Source organism: Nocardia sp. NPDC056952 (genome assembly GCF_042674185.1).
Taxonomy (GTDB): Bacteria; Actinomycetota; Actinomycetes; order Mycobacteriales; family Mycobacteriaceae; genus Nocardia.
In genome coordinates this window covers 174,561-196,065 of record NZ_JBHURA010000003.1, presented here as the reverse complement: position 1 = coordinate 196,065, position 21,505 = coordinate 174,561, and the positions used below count along the sequence as shown (strand labels likewise).

Here is a 21,505-nt window from a genome sequence, read left to right as displayed (position 1 = left end):
ATCACACTCAGAAAGGAACTCTCATGCACATCGGGGTACCGACCGAAGTGAAGAACAAGGAAGCACGAGTCGCCATCACCCCCGCGGGTGTCGTGGAGTTGACCCGCGCAGGGCACCGCGTGACCATCCAAGCGGGCGCCGGTGTGGGCAGCGCGATCACGGACGCGGACTACCTTGCCGCAGGCGCCACGCTCGGCACCGTCGAGCAGGCATGGGAAGCCGAACTCGTCCTGAAGGTCAAGGAACCCGTTCCCCGCGAATACCAGTACCTACGACCGGATCTCGTGCTGTTCACCTATCTGCATCTGGCTGCCGACGAAGCACTCGTCGACGCACTGCTGACCGCCCGGACCACCGCCATCGCCTACGAGACCGTGCAGGCACCCGACGGCAGCCTGCCGCTGCTGGCGCCGATGAGTGAGGTCGCCGGACGCATGTCGATCCTGGCGGGCGGCTATCACCTGCTGGGCAGCAACGGCGGTCGCGCGAAGTTGCTGGCCGGTGTGCCCGGCGTGCGACCCGCGACGGTCACCGTCATCGGCGCGGGGATCGCGGGTCTGAACGCGGTACACCAGGCCGTGGCACTGGGCGCCGATGTCACCGTGCTCGACATCTCACTGCCCCGCCTGCGCGAGATCGACAACCTCTACCGTGGCCGGGTCGCGACCGTCACGTCGAGCGGGTACGAAATCGAGCGCACCGCACTGGATTCCGACCTGGTGATCGGCGCCGTCCTGGTCCCCGGCGCGAAAGCACCCAAACTGATCACCCGCGACATTGTCGAGCGCATGCGGCCCGGCAGCGTGCTCATCGACATCGCGATCGACCAGGGCGGATGCTTCGCCGACTCACGGGCCACGACCCACGACGCACCCACCTACCGTGTCGCCGAGTCGATCTTCTACTGCGTGGCCAATATGCCCGGTGCCGCCGCGGCGACATCGACACCGGCATTGACGAACGCGACCCTGCCCTACGTCCTCGATATCGCGAACAAGGGCTGGGAAGGCGCCACCGACGAAGACTGCGCACTCGCGGGCGGGGTGAACACCATCGACGGGTCGATCACCCACCCGTCGGTGGCGACGGTTTTCCCCGGCAAGTCCGCGATTCTCGCCTGACCCGCATCACGACCGAATCCGAAGGACACCCCCTGTTCACCCGTCGGCATCCACCCGTCGCACGGCACTGACCGCAGGAACAGCGACACCAGTAGGCGAGACACGCACGATCCAGCGAAATTGACAGTGGTCACACGGCAGCCCTACTCTTCCAGTTAGCACCGTATACATTTTTCTTGCCGCTCACTTTGCCCGCCGAATCCCGCTCCAGCGTCACCGCGCCACCAGGAAGGGCGGGCAAAACACATTTCAAGGAAGCAGGGAACCTCGATGACGGTAATCGACCCAGATGCACCAGTCCTTGTCACCGGCGGCAGTGGCTACGTCGCGAGCTGGATCGTGCGCCAACTCCTCGGCGACGGCTACACCGTCCGGGCGACAGTGCGCGATCCGCACAAAGCGCGCGGCCTGGAACATCTGCAAGCCCTGAGCGAACAGTTTCCGGAAAAACTCAGCCTGCACCAGGCAGACCTGCTCGACGAAGGTAGCTTCGACGCGGCGGTGCAGGGGTGCGAGCTGGTGATCCACACCGCTTCACCGTTCCTGCTCGGCAAGATCAGCGACGCCGAGGAGCAGCTCGTTCGCCCGGCTCTCGAAGGCACCCGCAACGTGCTGTCGAGTGTCAACGCCGCCGAGTCGGTGAAACGAGTGGTGCTGACCAGCAGCGTCGCAGCGATCTACGGCGACAATGCCGACATGGTGGGCAGAGGCAGCTTCACCGACACGGACTGGAACTCCACCAGCACCGTCGACCACCAGCCCTACTCCTACTCCAAGACCGTCGCCGAGAAGGAGGCATGGGCGATTCAGCGGACTCAGCAACGCTGGGATCTGGTCACCATCCATCCCTCATTGGTGCTCGGCCCCTCCCTGACCACGGCAAGCGCATCGGGAAGCATGACGACGATGCAGCACTTCACCGACAACTCCTTGGCGCTGGGCGCGCCTGCCTTGCAGATGGGTGTCGTCGACGTCCGCGACGTCGCTCGCGCACATATCGCCGCCGCCTTCACCCCAGCAGCGAGCGGACGCTACATCGCCAACTCCGAGACCACCAGCTTGCTCGGAATCGGCGCAGTCCTGCGTCGTCAGTTCGGCAACAGAATTTCGTTCCCCCGCCACGAACTTCCGAAGTTCGTCGTCGAACTCGCCGCACCGGCCGCCGGAATGACCAGAAAAAATGTGCGACTCAACGTCGGACTCCCCGTTCGCTTCGACAACTCTCGCACCGATGCCGAACTGGGCGTCAGCTTCCGGCCCGCCGAGCAGTCGATCACCGAGCATTTCCAGCAGATGATCGACGACGGCCTGGCGCGTCGATGAGTGCACCCGGCAGCTACCTGACGCCGCGCACAATTCGCAGACATCTACGGGCCTGAACTGCTTGACGACCCCCGTCGGAGGCGGGATCCGCATTGCCGATGCAGCCGAGAACAGCGCCGACCGCCCAATGTGGACACTGATCACAACAATCCTTGACACTGCCGCTCCCGACCGGCAATAGTGGCAACAGACGAGCAACCATCAGATGGGCGAGCCGGCCGCTGCAGCACCGCCGGTTCATCGGGGCTCGAACCGGAGCTCCTAGGCCGCAGGCATCCCGCCGACGGACGATCCACCGGGATGTCGACTGCCGCAAATCGCGTGCCGAATGTCCATTCTGTTGAAAGAAGCTGCCGTGACCGACTTTTCACCCGGCTTCCGGGGGCGCGCACGCCCGGACAGCGACCGGCTTCCACCCGGGCAGTACCTGGTCGATGACTTCCCGGTGCTCTCGACCGGGCCGACGCCGCAGATCGATACCGACAGCTGGACATTCACCATCATCAATGAAACCGGCGAAACCTACGACTGGAATTGGCAACAGTTCCAGACACTGCCCAGAGACCGGCCGCACGTGGACATCCACTGCGTCACCCGCTGGTCCAAACTCGACACCGACTGGTCGGGCGTTTCGCTGGATACTCTCTTGGCCGCCGTGGAGACACAAGCCGAATACGCGCTGGCCTACAGCTACGGCGGCTACACCACGAACATGCCGCTCGAAGACCTTCTCGACGGACAGGCCTGGATAGCGGACCAATTCGGTAACCGCGAACTGGACCCGGCCCACGGGGGGCCCGCCAGACTGCTCGTCCCCCACCTCTACCTCTGGAAATCCGCCAAATGGATCCGCGGGATCCGCTTACTCGATCAGGACGAGTCCGGTTTCTGGGAAGAAGCCGGTTACCACGATTACGGAGACCCATGGCGCGAACAGCGGTATCAGGGCGACTGACCACAACGGTCGGATGGCGTGCCGCTACCGTCGTCGCCGAGCGCTTCGAAACTCGCAGTGCCCGAACGCTGCTGCTCGAGGTCGATGGCTGGCCGGGACACCGACCGGGCCAACACATCGATGTCCGTCTCACCGCACCCGACGGCTACCACGCGGAACGCAGCTATTCGCTGGCCACACCTTCGAACGGTGACAGAGTCGAGATCACTGTGCAGCGTGTACCGGGCGGCGAGGTATCGGAATACCTGGTCGACGGGTTGCCGATCGGTGCGCGCATCGAGATCCGGGGACCGATCGGTGGATGGTTCGTGTGGGATCCCGAACACGACGGTGCCGCGGTACTCGTTGCCGGCGGGTCGGGGATCGTGCCTGTCAGGGCAATTCTGCGCGCCCGGCTCGATGCCGCGACCACAGTGCCGTTCCGGGTCATCTATTCCCTCCGCTCTCCCGAGCAGAGCTATTACTCCGACGAGATCTTCGGGATTCGACGACCCGATGTGGCGGTGTATCCGATCTACACACGAACTGCCCCGCCGCAGTACCCGCGTTCTCCCGGCCGGATGACCCGGGCCGACCTGGAAACACACGGACTCGCGCCCGCGCCCTCGGTCACGTGTTTCGTGTGTGGTCCGACCGGCTTCGTCGAATCCGCCGCTGCCGGCCTGCTCTCGCTGGGCCACGACGCCGCGCGCATCAAAACCGAGCGCTTCGGACCGACAGGAGACGATCGATGACAGACACGATCGACACAGCAGCTCCGCACACCGGTGATGCTCATCTCGACGGCAATGCGATGGCCGGTCCACTGTCGGCGGTGTTCCGCGTCGAGATAACGACCGTCACCTGCCGATGCGGGCATTGCGGCAGCACAGAGCCGGTAGCGCGCGCCATCGTCTATCACCGATGTCCGGGACTGGTCGCCCGGTGCATCGCCTGCGCGGAAATTCTGATGTGGCTCACCGAGACTCCCCGGGGAATCCGATTCGGACTCGGCGACGGTGTCACGCTGTCGATATCGAGCGCCTGAACACACCTGCACCGAACGCCGACAGAAAGGAGCGAAACCACTCCCGCGGACCACCGCAATCCGGTGACGTGCGATATCTGTTCACGCATCGTCGCTATCGGAGCCGAACACCATCCACTTCTCACGTATGGAGAGACGAATGACCGCGCTTCCGCCCCCCATCACCCCCTACCTCGAACCGGCCGCGAAGGAGTTGGCCGAGGCCACCGATCCGCACCCCCGAATCTATGAGGTCCCACCCGAGCAGGGCCGCCAGATCCTGGTGGACCTGCAGAGCGGCGAGGGCGTGTCGCGTCCGGATGTCGACGAGGAATGGGTCGACGTGGATGCGGGCGAGTGGGGCACGGTCCGCACCCGCATCATTCGTCCCAAGGGCGTGAGTGGTCCGTTGCCGGTGGTGTTCTACATCCACGGCGCGGGCTGGGTGCTCGGCGACGACAAGACCCACGATCGCCTGTTCCGGGAACTCGCCGTCGGCGCCGGTGCGGCGGGTGTCTTCCCGGTCTACGACCGGGCACCGGAGAATCGCTACCCCACGCAGGTCGAGCAGAACTACGCCGTCGGCAAGTGGGTGCTCGAACACGGCGCCGAACACGGACTCGACACCAGCCGCATCACCGTCACCGGCGAATCGGTCGGTGGCTGTATGTCGGCGGTGTTCGCGCTGATGAACAAGGACCGCGGGGGCATCGACCTCAAAGCCCAGGTGCTGCTGTATCCGGTGACCAACGCCGACTTCGACACCCCGTCCTACCTACAGTTTGCCGAGGGCTACTACCTCACCCGCGACGGCATGAAGTGGTTCTGGGACGCCTACACCACCGACCCCGACAAGCGCGCGGAAAAGTACGCCTCACCGCTGCGAGCATCGCTGGACGAGCTGAAGGGGCTGCCTCCCACGCTGGTCATCACCGACGAGGCCGACGTGTTGCGCGACGAAGGCGAGCAGTACGCCAACAAGCTGCGTGAAGCAGGCGTCGACGTCACCTCGGTCCGCGTCGCGGGCATGGTCCACGACTTCCTGCTCCTGGACAGTCTGCGTGACACCCGCGCCGCCAATGTCGCCCGCACGCTCGCCATCGATGCGCTCAGAACAGCCCTGAACTGACGCTGTTGCACGACAAGGCCGACCGGACCTGCACGGTCCGGCCGGCTTTGCCAGAAGGAATCAGGGAAGGGACCGCGCCAGCGCGCGGCCCGCTGCGCGACCGGAGAAGATGCAGCCACCGAGGAAGGTCCCCTCCAGCGCGCTGTAACCGTGCACACCGCCACCTCCGAAACCGGCTACCTCGCCCGCAGCATACAAGCCCGGCACCGGCGTACCGTCTGCGCCGACGACCTGGGAGTCGAGGTCGGTTTGCAACCCGCCCAAGGTCTTTCGGGTGAGGATGTTGAGCCGCACAGCGATAAGCGGCCCCTTGGCCGGATCCAGGATCCGATGCGGCGCCGCCACCCGGCCTAGCCTGTCCCCGACATAGCGGCGCGCGTTCGCGATCGCGGCGAGCTGTCCGTCCTTGCCGTAGGAATTGGCCACTTCCCGATCACGGGCCACGATCTGACGTTCCAGATCGACCGCGTCCAGCTGTGGCCCCCGCGCGATCTTGTTCATGCCCGCCACCAGCTCGGCCAGGGTCTCGGCGACCACGAAGTCCTCGCCGTGCCGCAGGAACGCGTCGACCGGCCCCGGCGCACCCTTGGCCAACCGGCTGCGGAGCGTGAGCAGGAGATCCTTGCCGGTGATGTCGGGGTTCTGCTCGGAGCCCGAGAGCGCGAACTCCTTCTCGACGATGGCCTGATCGAGCACGAACCAGGAGTAGTCGTATCCGGTGGCCAGGATCGCCTTCATCGAGGCGTTGGTATCGAAACCCGGGTAGCACGGTGCGGGCAGCCGCTTGCCGCACGCGTCGAACCACAGCGAGGACGGGCCGGGAATGATGCGAATCGCATGGTCGGGCCAGACCGGATCCCAGTTGTGGATCCCCTCGGTGTAGTGCCACATCCGATCCCGGTTGACCACCGCCCCACCGGCGGCTTCGGTGATGGCGAGCATCCGCCCGTCCACATAGGCGGGCACACCGGGAATCATGGTCTCCGGGCACGGCCCGAGACGCTCCGTCGGCCAACTCTGGCGAACGAGTTCATGGGCATGACCGATCCCGCCCGAAGCCACCACCACGGCGTCGGCACGAAACTCGAACTCCCCGACCACTTCTCGCGAGGAGGCGACGCCGCGGGCCAGATCGGACGGAGCCAGGACACCGCCACGAGCACCGACAACGACGCCGTCCTCGACCACCAGCTCATCGACCCGGTGCCGGAAAGCGAAGCGCACCAGCCCTTCCCGCTCGGCGGCGAGGACCGGCTCGGCGAAAACCCGCACGACGTCCGGTCCAGTGCCCCAGGTCAGGTGGAATCGGGGTACTGAGTTGCCGTGCCCGTCGGCCTCGGCCCCGCCACGTTCGGCCCAGCCGACCACTGGGGTCATACGCAGACCGAGTTCATGCAGGTAGTCCCACTTCTCAGTGGCCGCGAACCGAACATATTCGTGCGCCCACCGGCGACCCCATTCGTCCTCGCGGTCCCGATCGAACGCGGCCGCACCGAGCCAGTCCTGCAGCGCCAGTTCGTAGGAATCACGGATGCCGAGCCGACGTTGCGCCGGGCTGTCGACGAAGAACAGCCCACCCAGCGACCAGAAGGCCTGCCCACCGAGATTGTCGCGATTCTCCTGATCCAGCACCAGCACTCGCCGACCGGCGCGGATCAATTCGTAGGTGGCGACGAGACCGGCCAAGCCGGAACCGATCACGATCACCTCGGCCTGCGGGACGGATGGGTGGTTGCTGTCGGACACGACTACTCCTCGAACGAGTACGCCGGCCCACCCGCGACAGACAGACCGCACCCCGGCGAGACCACCGAAGTAGCCAATACATTACCGCATCTGATTCACTTCTGTATTCAATTGCGAGCCCTCAGTCCGGCGACTCTCGGTCCGTGAACGACTCGATGACGCGAAGAAACAGGTCGATCCGCCGAGCCATCACCTTCGGGTCGTCCGGTTCGATCAGGCACTGAGCCATGGTGCCGTCGTGGACCGCGATCAGCGCCTGCCCGAAGGACTCTCGGTCCGCTACCGTGCGGCCTACCCGCGCGAGCAACTCCTCGACGACGGGCAGGATCGCGTCGATGTTCGCCCGCTCACGCGCGGCGACGAGGGCACAGAGTTCGGGATTGCGGAGAGCATGCGCCGTGAACTCCGCATTGACGCGGAACCAGTTGCCATCGATCGGCACCGCTCTCAGCAGGCGCTCGACCAATTCGCGGTCGTCCTCGACGCCGGCGACCTCCCGAGACGCCAGCACCTCCCGCATGCCGTCGAGCATGCGTGCCGACCACTGTTCCCACAACGTCAGGAACAGTTCATCCATCGAGGCGAACTGCGAATAGAACGCCCCACGGGTGTAACCGGCACGCTCGCAAATCAATTCGGGCCGAGTTCGACCGAAACCTACCTCGGCGAACACCTCGTAGGCGGCGTCGAGCAATCGCTGACGCGTCTGCGCCCTCCGCTTGGTGACTCGCCGTGGGCCGTCCTCCCCCACCGCCTGCGAGGTCCCGGGGGTCGCCGTCGTCGCCACATGAACACCGCCGTTCTCGTCGAAAGATCCGAGTCCAGCCTACGACGTCGGCCGTGACGTGCGATCACGCAGCGTCCACGCACCCGACCATCAGCTCGCCGGTACCCGGCTCCCACTCAGCACAGTGAACGAGATGCCCGCGGCGGTCAATCGGCGCAGCAGGTTCTCACCCATCGCGGTGGCCGTGGTCACCTGACCCGCGGTCGGCGGATTGTCGTCGAAGGCCAGGCACAGAGCCGATTCGGCGAGCATTTTCGCGGTCTCGCTGTAGCCGGGGTCGCCACCGCGGACCTGCGTATGCGCCCGTTGCCCACCGCCTTCGCCGACGAAATCGACCGTGAACCACGAACGGGCACGTCGTGACTCCGACGGTCCGGTGCCGCGCGGAATCCGCTCACCGATGACCCGGCGCAGCGCGGGTATCTGGACAGCGACCGCCGCCACGGAGACGCCGATGACGGCGCCTAACAGAACCAGCGGGTTCTTGATACCGGCGTAGTGGGTGTAGGTGAAATCGGGCCCGTAGTCGACCCGACCGAGCGCCGACCGCTGGACGATCTGCGGATCGACGGTCGGCATCGGCAGCAGCCAGGTAGCGAGTGCGGAGTCATGCCGAGGCACACCGTTGCGGATTCGGGCTCGACGGCCGTCCGTCGGCGGCTCGGTCCGTTTACGCGCGAGCGCGGCCTGCCGCATTTTTCGCAAGCGGGAGAGCTGTCCGAGCCCCGAATGCACAGTTCCGCCGGAGATCATCGCGTTGCTACGCACCGAGCCGCGAATCGTCAACGGCACGCCGGCGGGAAGTTGTCCGACAGTGAACAGGACACCGAGATCGTGAGGGATGGAGTCGAATCCGCAGGCGTGAACCAGCCGAGCGCCGGTCGCCACGGCTGTGTCGTGGTGCGCGAGATACATCCGATCGATGAACTCGGGCTCCCCCGTGAGATCGACATAGTCGGTCCCAGCCGCAGCGCACGCCGCGACCAGCGGTTCCCCGTGCTCGAGATACGGTCCGACGGTGGTCACCACGACACGCGCCGACTCCGCAACCGCCAGAAGCGAATCCGGCTCCGTCGTGTCGGCATGGAGCAGTTCCAGATCCGCGGCCGCGGGGTTGATGGCGGCGAGCCGGCCACGGACTGATTCGAGCTTCGCCCGACTCCGTCCCGCGAGGGCCCAGCGAGCGCCGCTGGGAAGACTGGCTGCGAGATATTCCGCGGTCAAGCCCCCGGTGAATCCGGTTGCACCGACGAGCACGAGGTCGAATTCACGTCCGACAGACATTAGAAGGGTCCATTCCGTGGATCGGCGAAGACAGGTCAGTTGACAGATGAGCTCACCACGCCCGGTGAACGGCGATTCGACACAGTCGGCGACGACCGAAGCCTCATCTTCCGCAAGCTGTATGAAGCGCTCGCACAGCCTAGGAAGGCTAGTTAGCGATGTCAACATCCGATCACTGAATCAGACGGTCATCACAGAGTTCGTCGCCCTAGCCAGACTGCCGATTCAGCAGCAGCCGCAACCCCTCGACCCAGTTGCCCGCTGCGACATCCAAAGGAGGCGAGAGCGCGGCGCTCCGGTGCGAACGCGCCGAGTTCGGCATAGCCGACCCTACGAATCGGCTCAGTCCCGTAACCACCTTGGATCACCCCGACCGAGCCGGCATCTCCCGACGAGATCGGGCCCTGTTAGCGCTCCCCCACCCCGCCCTCGTCTCCACCGAGCTGGCCGCAATAGGCGCGAATCCAGATTCAGCATCCCGCAACCAGGCTGGCTGGAGCAATTAATATGCAATAAGTGTGCATATCGGGAAGAACACGTCAAATCCCAACGTACAGAAAAACCCCTCCGACCGAGGTCAGAGAGGGTTTCACTGTCGGGCTGACAGGATTTGAACCTGCTACCACCTGACCCCCAGTCAGGTGCGCTACCAAGCTGCGCCACAGCCCGTTCTTGCCCTCGTCTCCGGGTGCTCGAAGAGATTACCTCTGTGAACGCCGAAACGTTGTGACGCAAACCCAGGTTCCACGCTGATCACTATTCGTAAGCGTTCGACGGAGCGGGCCGAGTGGGCACCAACGTAATACGCGCATCGGTAGCAATACCGACCTGCCCGAGCGTCAAAGGGTTCATGCAGTTCCGCTGCGGGTAGGTGAAGATCGGGTCCAAAGTCGGATCTGTATGACCGACGACTGACTTGTAGTACGGCCCGAACGGCTGCCCACCGGACACGCTCACGCCGAAACAGTCGACCTCCAGAATATAGGTCCCATCGCCTCCGCAATGGGCACTCGCTCCGCCCCACGATCGGTCCAGTGTGCAGCCCTGCGGCTCCGCCATCGCAGGCCCTGATGAGATCATGGCCGTGGCACTCGCTATCAGCACCGACGTACCGAACACGCGCCACTTCATGTTTGACATTCAGGTCTCTCCAACGATGGACGGGGCAAGTGAGTAAGTCGGGTCATCATACGATCGCGGCAACGGCCCCACGGCAAACCGACACGGCACCCGCCACGACCAAGCTGACGGAAGCATCGACTGCCGAACCCACACACCACCAACACGGCCAGCCGTCTCCACTCTCAGGCCGGCAAGCGTCAGGTAGTTGGCTGATCAGGCACGAAATCGACGGCGCCCATTCTGAATCGACGCGCGTGCCGTTCGCGGTAACTCGACCACGCGATCACACCCAACAGCTGATGCTCATGCTGACCGCTTGCCGGCCCACCACCTCAAGGTCCGCGTGCGCTGACGGCACACCGCACCTGCTTGCCACCGTAGACAGGTGAACGCCCATGGCCTGCGGGCAGTTTGCGGCAACAGCCACGCCCAGCAAACACGGTGCACGGGCGGAGGCGTGACCGCCGCGAGAATGTGCCGAACGGGCGCACGTCACGTCCGAGGGCCACACGAACCGACCGCGCGCACAGGCCATGAACGCCCTGGCAAGGTCGGGCTCCTGACACGCACAGTCTTCTATGGGATCCCTACGAACTCGGCGCGGTTGTGGGCTCCGGTGCAAGACGCCGACACTCCTCCGGATCGATAGAAAGGTGCCCCTACCAGCCGATTAGTACCTTCACCAAGAGGTGAGGTAATCTTTTCGAGCACCCGGAGACGGGGGCAAGAACGGGCTGTGGCGCAGCTTGGTAGCGCACCTGACTGGGGGTCAGGTGGTCGCAGGTTCAAATCCTGTCAGCCCGACAGTGAAAACCCCCCTCTGACCTGGGTCGGAGGGGGTTTTCTTGTGTCCCGAGATTTGATGTGGTTTGGCCGAATCCCACAGAAACCCCAGTGACATGACAGACTGACGGCAGGCGGCGTCGAGCTCTTCGGCGCTCGACCGGTATCGGCTGCGGTGAAGATCGACCCGCATCGCCTTGGTCAGCGCGCGTTCCGCGACGAAACACATCAGATTTCCCCTCCCCTGGTTCGCCTCCGTCACTGGCCGTGTTGAGCCCACCGAGCCGTGCCCTGCCGACTGCCAGACACCCCCGAGCCTTCGATCGGCAAGAGAATGGAGCGAAAGTCCATGGTTACCAACATAATTACTACCGGCGCCGAGCGAACGATCATCGAGAACACACTCGATCGCAACCGTGAAGCGCTCATCGCGACCGCACGCGGGTTGTCCGACGCCGATGCTCGGCGACGGCTTGTCGCGTCGTTGACGACACCGATCTCCTTGATCAAACATGCCGCCGCCGCGGAGCGGATCTGGTTCCAGCGGTTCTGGGCGGGGCTCGACGAAGCCGAATGCGACGGATACTCGAAACGCGACGAGGGCACGTTCGCCGTGGCCGACGACGAGTCGCTAGCCGATGTCATCGCGGAGTTCGAGCGTGCGAGCAACCGATCACGGGCGATCGCCGCGCGGTTCGACCTGGAGGACACCAAGCGCAATCCCCGGGAGGGGACTGTCAGCATGCGGTGGACTCTGCTCGCCATGATCGAGGAATTCGCGCGCCACGCAGGTCACGGTGACATCCTGCGCGAGCAGATCGATCGGACTACGACACTCTGAGAACAGCAAATATCGCTCGCACGGCTAACAATTGGTTACTTTGCTGAGTGTGCGGACAACTCCAGACGACTTCAGATCGCTCGATCCACCCGCCGATTCGGTCGCCTCCGCGACGACGGTCGGGCAGTCCTATCGAACCGGCGACTGCTACATCGTCGGGCGCGAGAAGATCCGGGAGTTCGCCCGTGCGGTTCAGGATGATCATCCCGCGCACCACTGCGAGCAAGCGGCCGAAGACCACGGTTACGGTGGCCTGGTCGCGCCGTTGACCTTCGTCTCGATCCCCGCGTTTCTGGCCCAGATCGAGATGTTCGATCGCGTGGCCGAAGGCTATGACCTGACCCAGATCATGCAGACCGACTACGGCCTCATCATCGACAGGCCGATCCTCGCGGGCGATTCGTTACGCTTCGAGGTCGAACTCGAATCGCGCCGAAAAGCGTTCGGGGGCGACATCTTCGGATTCAAGTGCGCGGTCACCGACCAGTACGGCAAGGAAGTCGTCACCACCCGCACGTCGTTCGCCGGCCGGCCGGAGGTGAACGTCGCCGCGGCGCGAATATGCGATCGACTGGTGATGCAGAACTTCCGTCATGGCGCGTCGATTCCGCGACAGCACCACACACCCGAGCATGCCGCGCCGGCGCGCCCGGCACCGACCGCGGACCCGGGCCGGAATATGGTGCCGTTCAGCACCGTCGCCGTCGGCGACGAGCTGCCGCCCAGGATCGTGGCTGTGACGCTCGGTGACCTGGTCAACTACGCGGGCGTGGCCGGCGACCCGAACCCCATTCACTGGAGCAAGGAGGCGGCGGCGTCGGTGAATCTGGAATCGCCTGTCGCGCACGGCATGCTGATGATCGGGATCGGTGCGGGGTACGTCACCTCATGGGCAGGCGGTCCCGGTGTGGTGCCCGAATACGCGGTGCGATCGACCAGCCCGGTCTACGTCTCCGACAGCGGAGCGATCGTCGAATACACCGGCAGGGTGAAGGCGGTCGACGCAGACCGCAAGACCGCGACGATCGCGGTCACCGCCACACAGGACGGCAGGAAGATCTTCGGACGAGCGGTTGCGGTGATCCAGTGCGCGGACCACTAGGTCAATCGTCGAGGCAAATGGCGAGCAATCTGTCACTCACACGGAGACGCTCGGCCATCGCGACGAGGATGTCCATGGCCTCACTCGACAAGCCGACAGCACGCAGCAGCAGGGCGCGCGGTTCCTCGAGTTCGAGCGCTCGGATGAGCGTGTGATCGTCGACGCCCGGATGATGCGGGGCGAGGAAGAAGTAATCGGGCGTGACCTGGAAGTAGTCGGCCAGCGCCGAAACAGTCTTCGCCGAGGGATTCTCGCGATTCCCGGATCGTAGCTGGGACAGGTACGGTGCGGAGATGCTGTGACCGGCCGCCTGAAGCATGCGCGCCACTTGGCGGTTTGTGCACTGACGCACGTCCGGACCCGAGGGGTTGTCGAAGAGTTCGTTGAGGCGGGCGGCGAAGTGCGTCACAGCAGTTCCTCGGCGTCAAGTTGGTCAGAAGACCATCATGAGACGCGCACTGTGTTCCCGGCAATAGTCCTAGCAAACTTGCGGCGCTCGTCACAAAATCTCCACCACTGGACTGTTCGAGATAACGACCGCCGATTCGTGTCGGCCGACGCGGAAGACCAGGTCAGCGACCGCGTTGACTGCCATCAGCCCGCGCCGATGTCCTGTTCTATGCAATACTGCATAGCATGCGTCTGACCAGCCCGGAATCCGATGACAACACCGCCGAGACCGCGCGGTGGCGCAAGACGGCCTGCATTCTCTGTGAATGCAACTGCGGTCTCGAGATCCAGACCGATGGCCGCAACCTGGTGAAGATTCGTGGCGACAAACAACATCCGGGGTCGGCGGGCTACACGTGCGAGAAGCCGCTACGGCTCGACAAGTACCAGTCTGGCGCGCACCGCATCGACACTCCGCTGCGACGCACCGCGGACGGTACGTACGAGCCGATCGACTGGGACACCGCGCTCGATGAGATCGCCACCAAGCTCGCCGGGGTTCGTGACACGCACGGGGGCGAGTCGATCTTCTTCTACGGCGGGGGCGGGCAGGGCAATCACCTCGGTGGCGCCTACGGCCGGGCGCTGTATCACGCGGTCGGTGGCCGGTATATGTCGAATGCGCTGGCGCAGGAGAAGACCGGTGAATCCTGGGTCGATTCCCAGCTCTACGGCAATCACACCACCGGCGATTTCGAGCACACCGAGGTCGCGATCTTCGTCGGCAAGAATCCCTGGCAGTCCCACGGCATCGCGCAGGCGCGGCCGGTGCTGCGCGAGATCGCGCGGGATCCGAACCGGACGATGATCGTCATCGACCCGCGCGTCAGCGAAACCGCGGCGCTGGCCGACTATCACCTGCAGGTCAAGCCGGGCACCGACGCGTGGTGCGTGTCGGCGATCGCGGCGACGCTGGTGCAGGAGAACCTGCACGACGAGGGGTGGTTGGCCGAACACGCGACCGGTGTCGCACCGGTGTTGCGAGCGTTGCGGGCGGTCGACATCAGCGCGAACGCGCACCGCTGCGGTCTCGACGAGACGCTGATCCGCACCGTCGCGCGCCGGATCGCCGCCGCGAAGAGCGTCGCCACCTATGAGGACCTCGGCGTGCAGCAGTCACCCAACAGCACCCTGGTCGCCTACCTGAACAAGATGTTGTGGATCCTGACCGGCAACTTCGCCAAACCCGGTGGGGTGCATATCCATTCGTGGATGTTTCCGCTCGCCGGACGTTGGCACGCCATCCCGAAGGAGGCCGGGGCGGGGAGGGCGCAGCGCCTGCGGCGTGGCGTCGCGACCATGGCGATGCGCTACGGTGCCACGCCCGCGCGCCGGTTGATCGCCGCGACCGCGCGACGTGGCGCGATCTCGCGGAACGTGGCCGGACTGACGGCGAGCACCACGCTCGACGTGTTCTTCGACGCTGTGGCGGTGCCGATCGCCCGCACGATCGCGGACACGCTGAGCATGGCCGACGGTCCCACCCGCACACCGGTTTCCGGGGCCCGGATTCTTTACGGCCTGATCCCGTGCAACTCGATCGCCGACGAGATCCTCACCGACCACCCCGACCGGTTGCGGGCCATGTGGATCGATTCGTCGAATCCCGCGCACTCGCTGGCGGATTCGGCGCGATTCGTGGCGGCGATGCGGTCGCTGGAGCTGTCGGTGGTCGTCGATGTGGCGATGACCGAGACCGCTCGCCAGGCCGACTATGTGCTGCCCGCGGCGAGCCAGTTCGAGAAGTACGAGGCGTCGCTGTTCACGCTGCACTTCCCGCACAACAGCTTTCAGATGCGCGTGCCGTTGATGGCGCCGTTGCCGGGCACCCGGCCCGAACCCGAGATCTACGGTGCGGTGATCGACCGTCTCGGCGTGGTCGAGCCCCGGCTGCTCGAGGAGCTGGCCGCAGCGGCGCGGGTGAGCCGGGAGGCGTTCGCGCTCGCACTGTTCTCCACGCTGAAGGCGCGCCCCGAACTGGCCGGGCTGACACCGTATCTGCTGTACCGGACCTTGGGCGCGAGCCTTCCGGACGGGGAAGCCGCGCTGGCGCTGGCATGGGGATTCGCGCTGCTGTGCGTGATCTCCCAGCCCGACGCCGTGGCCAGGGCGGGGTTCACCGGATCCGGGTTCGGGCAGGCCGAGGAGTTGTTCGAGGCTGTGCGCGCGCACCCGGAAGGGGTGATGTTCTCCGATGACCGCTACGAGGACGCGTGGCGCTACATCCAGCACGCCGACGGCAAGATCCACGCCGCCATCCCGGAACTGCTCGACGAACTGCGCGCGGTCTGCGCGGTCGACCCCGACTACACCAGCGAGGAGTACCCGTTCACCCTGTCCGCCGGTGAGCGGCGCGCGTTCACGGCGAACGTGATCATCCGCAACCCGGACTGGCGTCGCCGCGACCGTGAGGGCGCGCTGCGGATCGCGGTGGCCGATGCCGAGCGGCTCGCGCTGAGCACCGGCGATAGGGTGCGTGTGGTCACCGAATCCGGTTCGGCGACCACGTCGATCGAGATCAGCGAGATGATGCAGGCAGGACATATTTCACTCCCCAACGGCATGGGTGTCTCCTATCCGGGCGCGGACACTGTCGTCGGTGTCGCGCTCAATACACTGACCTCGACGTCGCGACGCGACAAGTTCTTCGGCAGCCCCTGGCACAAGAACGTTCCCGCCCGTATCGAGGTGCTCACGGCGCCGGTGAAGGAGGCCTGACGGTGGGAGCTCGTACCAACACCCGGCAGAAGATGCTGGGCAGTGCGATCGAACTGCTGCGGGAACGCGGCGCGGCGGGCGTGACCGTCGACGCGGTACTCGCCCGCAGCAGCGCTCCGCGGGGCTCGGTGTATCACCACTTCCCCGGCGGCCGCGCCCAGATCATGACCGAATCGCTCACTCTCGCAGGCGATACGATCAGCGCCCTCATCGAGGAGGCCGCCAAGCGGGGCGCCGCCGGGGTGCTGGCCGGGATCGCCGAGTTCTGGACCGCGATCCTGCTGACGTCCGATTTCGAGGCGGGCTGTCCGGTGGTGTCGGTGGCGGTAGGCGGGTCGCCCGAGGACCGCCACCTGCAACCCGAGGTTGCCGCCATCCTGCAGCGTTGGCACGACACCCTGACCGTCGCGATCGCCGCGGAAGGCGTCGCACCGGCACGCGCCGAACGCTTGGCCACCATGGCGATCGCGAGCGTCGAAGGGGCGGTGATCCTGTGCCGCGTCCACCGCTCGACTACCGCGCTCGACGAGGTCGTCGAGGAATTGCGCGTCCTGCTCGCCACCGCCGTCGGCACCTAGGTCAGTACGTCGGCCAGGGCCCACCCCGGATCGGTTTGGTGGCGGTGACGCGCTGCTCGTTGTCCCGGAAGCGGGGTTCGTAGTGGGTGAAGAACACCTTGGCGACCAGGTCTCGGCGGCTGTGGACACCGGTTTTGTCGAAGATGCTCTTCAGATGCTGCTGCACGGTGTGGGCCGAGACGGTCATATCGTGGGCGATCTGCGAGGTCGAGGCACCCTGCAGCACCAGCCGGGTGACGTCGCGTTCGCGCTCGGTGAGCCCATAGGCCGACATCAGCAGCGGGTAGATCCGGCTGGGGTGGGCCGGTTCGATGATCACCGCGACCCTGGTCTGTGCTGACGAGGTCAGGCGGGCGCCGTGCAACACCACCCAGGTTCCCGACCTGCTCAGCGCTCGCGACACCAGTACCTCGTCGGGTCGGTCGTCCGCCGCGTTGCGAAACGCGCGGGCGGCGAGGGTCACCACGGCGCTCGGCAGCTTCTGGCGATCCCAGTCGCCGTCGGGCAGGTCACCGAGCCAGCGCTGCACGCCGGCGCTGGCCGATTCGATCTCGCAGGCCGAGTTGAGCACCAGCAGACCGGGCGAGTCCCCGTATTCGGGTTCGTCCGCCTGCCCGATCAGCAGCGCCCGGCGCACGCCGTCGGCCAGTGTCGGCGCCACGGTCGCCACGAATTCCTTCTCGGCGGGATCGAACATCGCGGCGCCGGGTTCGCGATAGAGCGCGAGCGCGCCCCATACCTCGCCGGAGCGGGTGCGCAACCGGGCGATCAATTCCTGGTCCCCGCCCATCGTCATATTGCGTTGCCAGCGTTCGCTGTTCGAGGGGTCTCCACCAGTGGTGTCGTGCAGCGTCGACAATCCGGTCGCCGACTTGACGACGTCGACGATGCCGTTGCGTTCCTCGCCGTACTCGGCGGCCAGCCACTGCGGCGGAAACTCGGCGAGGCCGAGATGGAAGTGACTGGTCATCAGCAGCGACGCGGGATCGAGGGTGTACCAGCACGGCGTCCAGTAGTGCGGGACCGCGGTGGCCAGCACCTCCGTCGTCTCCTGCCACAGCGACACCAGATCGTGCGGCTCCCGGCACAACCGCCCGATCTTGTCGGCGGCGCGTTGCCTCGCATCCGTGCTCACAGATCAACGGTAGGCCGCGGCCGGACCAGGGGAAATACCAGATTTGTGGAATGTCGCGGCGACCGGGAAATTCCTAGCCTCGACCTATGACGAACACCGGAACCACGAATGTGCGCCTCAGTCCGCCACCGCCGGAACTGATGCGACTGATCAATCCTGTCGTGCGGCGCATCTTGGCGACGCGATGGCTCGGCAGCCGCATTCGCCGACAGGGAATGGTCGAATTCACCGGCCGCCGCACCGGCCGCACGCTGCGGATCCCGGTCTGCCTGCACCACGTCGGCGACGAGACGCTGATCTTCACCGAGCGAGCATGGCGCCACAATCTGGTCGGCGGCGCACCCGTCACCATCACCCACCGCGGGCAGATCCGCCACGGTCGCGCCGTGCTCCTCGATGTCGCGCCTGCCCGAGTCGGCGCCGCGATGCGAGCGGCGATGGACGACGGCGCCGGCCCGTTCGAACTCGGGCTGAAGATCACGCGCGGCTACGACCCGACCGCCGACGACCTCGCTGCCATCGCGCGCTCGATCATTCGAGTCGATTTCGAGGATTGAGGAAACACCATGCGTATCAATCGAATCCAGCACGACATCACTGTTCTCGCCGATGAACTGGAAGTCCCGGGCATCGGCCATATCCCGGTCAACGCCTACGTTCTGCACGCGGCGGAACCCGTCGTCGTCGACACCGGCCTCAGCCTTCCCGACCGCGGGTTCATGGCGGCACTGAGTTCGATCGTGGATCCAGCCGACGTGGAATGGCTGTGGCTCACCCATCCCGATCGCGACCACACCGGATCGCTGTTCGACCTGCTCGATGCCGCCCCGAACGCCCGGCTGATCACGACATTCGCCGGCCTGGGCATCATGTCGTGCGCTCGACCGGTCCCGATGGACCGCGTGTACCTGCTGAACCCGGGGCAGTCCCTCGATGTCGGCGACCGACGCCTCACCGCGTTTCGCCCACCGTTGTTCGATAATCCGAGCACGGTCGGGTTCTTCGACGAACGCAGCGAATCATGCTTCACCTCCGACTGTTTCGGCGCTCCGCTGCCCAGCGCCGAACTCGCGACCGCCGACGACGTGGGTTACACGCCACCGGCCGCGATTCGCGCGGCACAGCATCTCTGGGCGGCGGTGGACAGCCCGTGGGTGCACATCGTGGACGAGGGCAAATACCTCGCCACCGTGTCGGCGATGCGTGCCTTCGACCCGCGACGGATCCTCAGTACACATCTTCCGCCCGCGGGTGGACGCACGGCGGAGTACTGGGACATGCTTGCCGAGGCGCCGCATGCCGCGCCGTTCGTCGGTCCCGATCAGGCCGCGCTGGAACAGATGCTCGCGAGCTTCGAACCCTGAGTGTCAGGCGGTATGCAGGATCCTCAGTGCGGCCCGCTCGATCCGGTCGGCGATTTCGGAGTACGACTCGTAGCCCATGCCCGCCCGCACCAGCGCGCCCGCGTAGATGATCTCGAGCAATTCGATGACCTCGGTGTCGGCCTCGGGGCCGAGAGCGCGCGCGAGTCTGCCGCGGATCTCGATGCCGATGCGGGTGCGCAGGTGTTCGACATCCGGGTCCGAGCCCAGCAGCGCGCCGGTGACCGCGCCGGACAACTCTTGCTCCTCGGCTACCAGCAGCGCGATGTTGCGCAGCTCGGCCAGCACCCGCACCGTCGGGTCTTGGTCCTCGCTCGCGGGCGAGTGCGAGGCCAGCAGGCGCCGCCAGAAGATCTCGGCGACCAGGTGCTCCTTGGAGGAGAAGTAGGTGTACGCGGTTGCGGTGGCGACGCCTGCTTCCGCGGCGACCAGCCGGATCGTCATGCCGGAGAAGCCATCGCGTGTCAGCACCACCAGCGCGGCCCTGGTCAGCCGTTCGACGGTGTCGGCCTGCTTCCCGGTCAATCGACGCCGGGTCGCTTCGAGACTGATGGAATCGCTTTCAGACATGCGTCCGGATGTTACTCGCCAGTCCCATGGCGTCGGCGAACCACACCACGTCGGCGCGGGGGTCGGGGTTGATTCGTAACCATGTCCAGAATACAATCTGGACACATGTCTGATGCATCGAACATGCCGTCCACCGCGGGCAAAGTAGTCGTTGTCACCGGCGGCGCGCGCGGCATCGGGCGTGCGGTCGCGAGCGAACTGGCCGGGGCAGGGGCGGTCGTCGCCCTCGGCGATATCGATGCGAGCACGGTCGCGAACACCGGGACCGAGATAGGCGCGTCCATGGCGCGGCACCTCGACGTCACCGATCCCGCGTCGTTCGCGAGTTTCCTCGCCGAAGTCGAAAAGACCTGCGGCCCTGTCGATGTACTGATCAACAACGCGGGCATCATGCCGGTCGGCCGGTTCACCGAGGAGTCCGACGAGATCACCCGCCGGATTCTCGACATCAATGTCTACGGCGTCCTGCTCGGCACCAAGCTCGCGCTGCCACCGATGCTCACCCGCGGCCGCGGCCACATCGTGAACATGGCCTCGATGGCCGGTGAGAACCCGACGCCGGGAATGGCCACCTACTGCGCGAGCAAGCAGGCGGTGCTCAGCTTCACCGAGACCATGCGCCTGGAACACCGCGGCACCGGCGTGCGGTTCTCCGCGGTGCTGCCGACATTCACCCGCACCGAGATGATCGCCGGAACCCGCGCTCCGCGTGCGCTGCTCGCCGAGCCGGCCGACGTCGCCAGCGCGGTCGCCGCCCTGATCGCCCGGCCACGCCGCCGCGTGTCGGTCACCCGCGCCGCGGGCATGCTCGCCGCCTTCAACAAGCTGACCCCACGCCCGCTCGGTGAGTTCATGGCTCGGCGGCTGGGCGTGCACCGCACCTTCATCGATGTCGACCGCGATGCCCGTCGCGCCTACGACGACCGGCTCGCGGCCGACTGAGGGCTCAGGTGCGCGACAGGATCACGACGGGAATCTCGCGTTCGGTCCAGGACTGGTAGGCATCGAAATCGGCGTAGAGGCGGGTCAGCAAGGGCCACAGCCGCTGACGCTCGTCGGCGTCGGCCACACGGGCAACCACCGGGTAGTGCTCGCTGCGGATCCGGACATGGGCGTTCGGATCCGCGAGCAGATTCCGGTACCACTGCGGATGATTCGCGAGGCCGCCCTGGGAGCCGACGATGACCAGATCCTCGCCGTCGACGAGATAGAGCAGCGGCGCGGCGAAGATCTTGCCGGACTTGCGACCTCGATGTTCGAGCAGCAGCGTCGGCACCGGGCTGCGGAACCCGGCACCGATGCGCCAGGTACCGCCGACGCGGCCGTTGGTGCGGCGATAGACCCACGCCTGTGCGCGCGACCCGTATCGGATGATCCGGGTCGTCATCGGCGAGTTCAGCCCTTTCGGCTGATTCTTCGGCATAACCATCGTCCGCACGCTACAGCGATCGCGGATCGGCGATAACGGGGTCG

At 65.7% G+C, this 21,505-nt stretch carries 20 protein-coding genes and 2 tRNA genes; 14 read left to right on the top strand and 8 right to left on the bottom strand.

The genetic code is table 11. The features are described from left to right. Positions 1-23 precede the first annotated feature (23 nt). The 6 genes from ald to ACFTS5_RS12520 all read left to right on the top strand — a co-directional run bounded on the left by ald (position 24) and on the right by ACFTS5_RS12520 (position 5,534). Positions 24-1,121, top strand: a complete 1,098-nt coding sequence (ald, locus tag ACFTS5_RS12545) for an alanine dehydrogenase (protein WP_378630363.1) — start codon at positions 24-26, stop codon at positions 1,119-1,121. Positions 1,122-1,391: 270 nt separating this feature from the next. Further along, positions 1,392-2,444, top strand: a complete 1,053-nt coding sequence (locus ACFTS5_RS12540) for an NAD-dependent epimerase/dehydratase family protein (protein ID WP_378630362.1) — start codon at positions 1,392-1,394, stop codon at positions 2,442-2,444. A gap of 355 nt (positions 2,445-2,799) precedes the next feature. Further along, on the top strand, positions 2,800-3,399 hold the full coding sequence (locus tag ACFTS5_RS12535) for a molybdopterin-dependent oxidoreductase (RefSeq protein ID WP_378630360.1): 600 nt from the start codon (positions 2,800-2,802) through the stop codon (positions 3,397-3,399). Further along, positions 3,369-4,133, top strand: coding sequence for a ferredoxin reductase (locus ACFTS5_RS12530; protein WP_378630358.1), 765 nt, complete (start codon positions 3,369-3,371; stop codon positions 4,131-4,133). The genes ACFTS5_RS12535 and ACFTS5_RS12530 overlap by 31 nt, the downstream gene beginning before the upstream one ends. Further along, positions 4,130-4,426 (top strand): DUF6510 family protein, encoded by a 297-nt coding sequence (locus ACFTS5_RS12525; protein WP_378630357.1) that lies wholly within the window; start codon positions 4,130-4,132, stop codon positions 4,424-4,426. The genes ACFTS5_RS12530 and ACFTS5_RS12525 overlap by 4 nt, the downstream gene beginning before the upstream one ends. A gap of 139 nt (positions 4,427-4,565) precedes the next feature. Continuing rightward, complete coding sequence (locus ACFTS5_RS12520; protein ID WP_378630355.1) at positions 4,566-5,534, top strand: alpha/beta hydrolase; 969 nt, start codon at positions 4,566-4,568, stop codon at positions 5,532-5,534. Between the two features lie 60 nt (positions 5,535-5,594). Here the strand turns inward: ACFTS5_RS12520 and ACFTS5_RS12515 are convergent, their stop codons facing one another. The 4 genes from ACFTS5_RS12515 to ACFTS5_RS12500 all read right to left on the bottom strand — a co-directional run bounded on the left by ACFTS5_RS12515 (position 5,595) and on the right by ACFTS5_RS12500 (position 10,020). Then, entirely contained in the window at positions 5,595-7,280 is a 1,686-nt protein-coding gene (locus ACFTS5_RS12515) for an FAD-binding dehydrogenase (RefSeq protein ID WP_378630353.1), read from the bottom strand. Positions 7,281-7,401: 121 nt separating this feature from the next. Next, entirely contained in the window at positions 7,402-8,067 is a 666-nt protein-coding gene (locus ACFTS5_RS12510; protein ID WP_378630351.1) for a TetR/AcrR family transcriptional regulator, read from the bottom strand. Between the two features lie 90 nt (positions 8,068-8,157). Continuing rightward, positions 8,158-9,351, bottom strand: a complete 1,194-nt coding sequence (locus tag ACFTS5_RS12505) for a saccharopine dehydrogenase family protein (protein ID WP_378630349.1) — start codon at positions 9,349-9,351, stop codon at positions 8,158-8,160. Positions 9,352-9,946: 595 nt separating this feature from the next. Beyond that, positions 9,947-10,020 (bottom strand) — tRNA-Pro (locus ACFTS5_RS12500). A 1,183-nt stretch (positions 10,021-11,203) separates the two neighbouring features. On the opposite strand from ACFTS5_RS12500, the gene ACFTS5_RS12495 reads away from it, so the two are divergent. The 3 genes from ACFTS5_RS12495 (at position 11,204) to ACFTS5_RS12485 (ending at position 13,199) form a co-directional block, all read left to right on the top strand. Further along, a tRNA-Pro gene (locus ACFTS5_RS12495) sits at positions 11,204-11,277 on the top strand. Between the two features lie 328 nt (positions 11,278-11,605). Then, positions 11,606-12,097, top strand: coding sequence for a DinB family protein (locus ACFTS5_RS12490; protein ID WP_378630347.1), 492 nt, complete (start codon positions 11,606-11,608; stop codon positions 12,095-12,097). Between the two features lie 49 nt (positions 12,098-12,146). Further along, entirely contained in the window at positions 12,147-13,199 is a 1,053-nt protein-coding gene (locus tag ACFTS5_RS12485; RefSeq protein WP_378630345.1) for a fused (3R)-hydroxyacyl-ACP dehydratase subunits HadA/HadB, read from the top strand. Position 13,200: 1 nt separating this feature from the next. Here the strand turns inward: ACFTS5_RS12485 and ACFTS5_RS12480 are convergent, their stop codons facing one another. Next, positions 13,201-13,608 (bottom strand): helix-turn-helix domain-containing protein, encoded by a 408-nt coding sequence (locus tag ACFTS5_RS12480; RefSeq protein WP_378630344.1) that lies wholly within the window; start codon positions 13,606-13,608, stop codon positions 13,201-13,203. 227 nt (positions 13,609-13,835) lie between these two features. Between ACFTS5_RS12480 and ACFTS5_RS12475 the strand changes: the two genes are divergently transcribed. Both ACFTS5_RS12475 and ACFTS5_RS12470 read left to right on the top strand, forming a co-directional pair. Then, a complete protein-coding gene (locus ACFTS5_RS12475; RefSeq protein WP_378630342.1) occupies positions 13,836-16,367 on the top strand; it encodes a molybdopterin-dependent oxidoreductase in 2,532 nt (843 codons plus the stop codon). A 2-nt stretch (positions 16,368-16,369) separates the two neighbouring features. After that, the gene (locus tag ACFTS5_RS12470) at positions 16,370-16,945 is read left to right on the top strand and encodes a TetR/AcrR family transcriptional regulator (protein WP_378630341.1); all 576 of its coding nucleotides are present in this window, start codon (positions 16,370-16,372) and stop codon (positions 16,943-16,945) included. Between the two features lies 1 nt (position 16,946). Here ACFTS5_RS12470 and ACFTS5_RS12465 read toward each other — a convergent pair whose 3' ends face one another. Continuing rightward, a complete protein-coding gene (locus ACFTS5_RS12465) occupies positions 16,947-18,080 on the bottom strand; it encodes a helix-turn-helix transcriptional regulator (protein WP_378630339.1) in 1,134 nt (377 codons plus the stop codon). A gap of 86 nt (positions 18,081-18,166) precedes the next feature. Between ACFTS5_RS12465 and ACFTS5_RS12460 the strand changes: the two genes are divergently transcribed. Both ACFTS5_RS12460 and ACFTS5_RS12455 read left to right on the top strand, forming a co-directional pair. Next, the gene (locus tag ACFTS5_RS12460; protein ID WP_378630337.1) at positions 18,167-18,637 is read left to right on the top strand and encodes a grhN; all 471 of its coding nucleotides are present in this window, start codon (positions 18,167-18,169) and stop codon (positions 18,635-18,637) included. A 9-nt stretch (positions 18,638-18,646) separates the two neighbouring features. Continuing rightward, complete coding sequence (locus tag ACFTS5_RS12455) at positions 18,647-19,444, top strand: MBL fold metallo-hydrolase (RefSeq protein WP_378630335.1); 798 nt, start codon at positions 18,647-18,649, stop codon at positions 19,442-19,444. 3 nt (positions 19,445-19,447) lie between these two features. Here the strand turns inward: ACFTS5_RS12455 and ACFTS5_RS12450 are convergent, their stop codons facing one another. Continuing rightward, complete coding sequence (locus ACFTS5_RS12450; RefSeq protein WP_378630334.1) at positions 19,448-20,032, bottom strand: TetR/AcrR family transcriptional regulator; 585 nt, start codon at positions 20,030-20,032, stop codon at positions 19,448-19,450. 105 nt (positions 20,033-20,137) lie between these two features. Here ACFTS5_RS12450 and ACFTS5_RS12445 point away from each other — a divergent pair, with 105 nt between their 5' ends. After that, a complete protein-coding gene (locus ACFTS5_RS12445) occupies positions 20,138-20,974 on the top strand; it encodes an SDR family oxidoreductase (RefSeq protein ID WP_378630332.1) in 837 nt (278 codons plus the stop codon). A 4-nt stretch (positions 20,975-20,978) separates the two neighbouring features. On the opposite strand, the gene ACFTS5_RS12440 is transcribed toward ACFTS5_RS12445, so the two are convergent. Continuing rightward, entirely contained in the window at positions 20,979-21,455 is a 477-nt protein-coding gene (locus tag ACFTS5_RS12440; protein ID WP_378631430.1) for a nitroreductase family deazaflavin-dependent oxidoreductase, read from the bottom strand. Positions 21,456-21,505: the final 50 nt, after the last annotated feature.

Coding starts and splice junctions, on each gene's coding strand:
- ACFTS5_RS12525 (WP_378630357.1), top strand. CDS start 4,130: ATGACAGACACGATCGACACAGCAGCTCCGCACACCGGTGATGCTCAT.
- ACFTS5_RS12490 (WP_378630347.1), top strand. CDS start 11,606: ATGGTTACCAACATAATTACTACCGGCGCCGAGCGAACGATCATCGAG.
- ald (WP_378630363.1), top strand. CDS start 24: ATGCACATCGGGGTACCGACCGAAGTGAAGAACAAGGAAGCACGAGTC.
- ACFTS5_RS12460 (WP_378630337.1), top strand. CDS start 18,167: ATGACGAACACCGGAACCACGAATGTGCGCCTCAGTCCGCCACCGCCG.
- ACFTS5_RS12440 (WP_378631430.1), bottom strand. CDS start 21,455: ATGCCGAAGAATCAGCCGAAAGGGCTGAACTCGCCGATGACGACCCGG.
- ACFTS5_RS12540 (WP_378630362.1), top strand. CDS start 1,392: ATGACGGTAATCGACCCAGATGCACCAGTCCTTGTCACCGGCGGCAGT.
- ACFTS5_RS12475 (WP_378630342.1), top strand. CDS start 13,836: ATGCGTCTGACCAGCCCGGAATCCGATGACAACACCGCCGAGACCGCG.
- ACFTS5_RS12455 (WP_378630335.1), top strand. CDS start 18,647: ATGCGTATCAATCGAATCCAGCACGACATCACTGTTCTCGCCGATGAA.
- ACFTS5_RS12505 (WP_378630349.1), bottom strand. CDS start 9,351: ATGTCTGTCGGACGTGAATTCGACCTCGTGCTCGTCGGTGCAACCGGA.
- ACFTS5_RS12450 (WP_378630334.1), bottom strand. CDS start 20,032: ATGTCTGAAAGCGATTCCATCAGTCTCGAAGCGACCCGGCGTCGATTG.
- ACFTS5_RS12520 (WP_378630355.1), top strand. CDS start 4,566: ATGACCGCGCTTCCGCCCCCCATCACCCCCTACCTCGAACCGGCCGCG.
- ACFTS5_RS12445 (WP_378630332.1), top strand. CDS start 20,138: ATGTCTGATGCATCGAACATGCCGTCCACCGCGGGCAAAGTAGTCGTT.
- ACFTS5_RS12530 (WP_378630358.1), top strand. CDS start 3,369: ATGGCGCGAACAGCGGTATCAGGGCGACTGACCACAACGGTCGGATGG.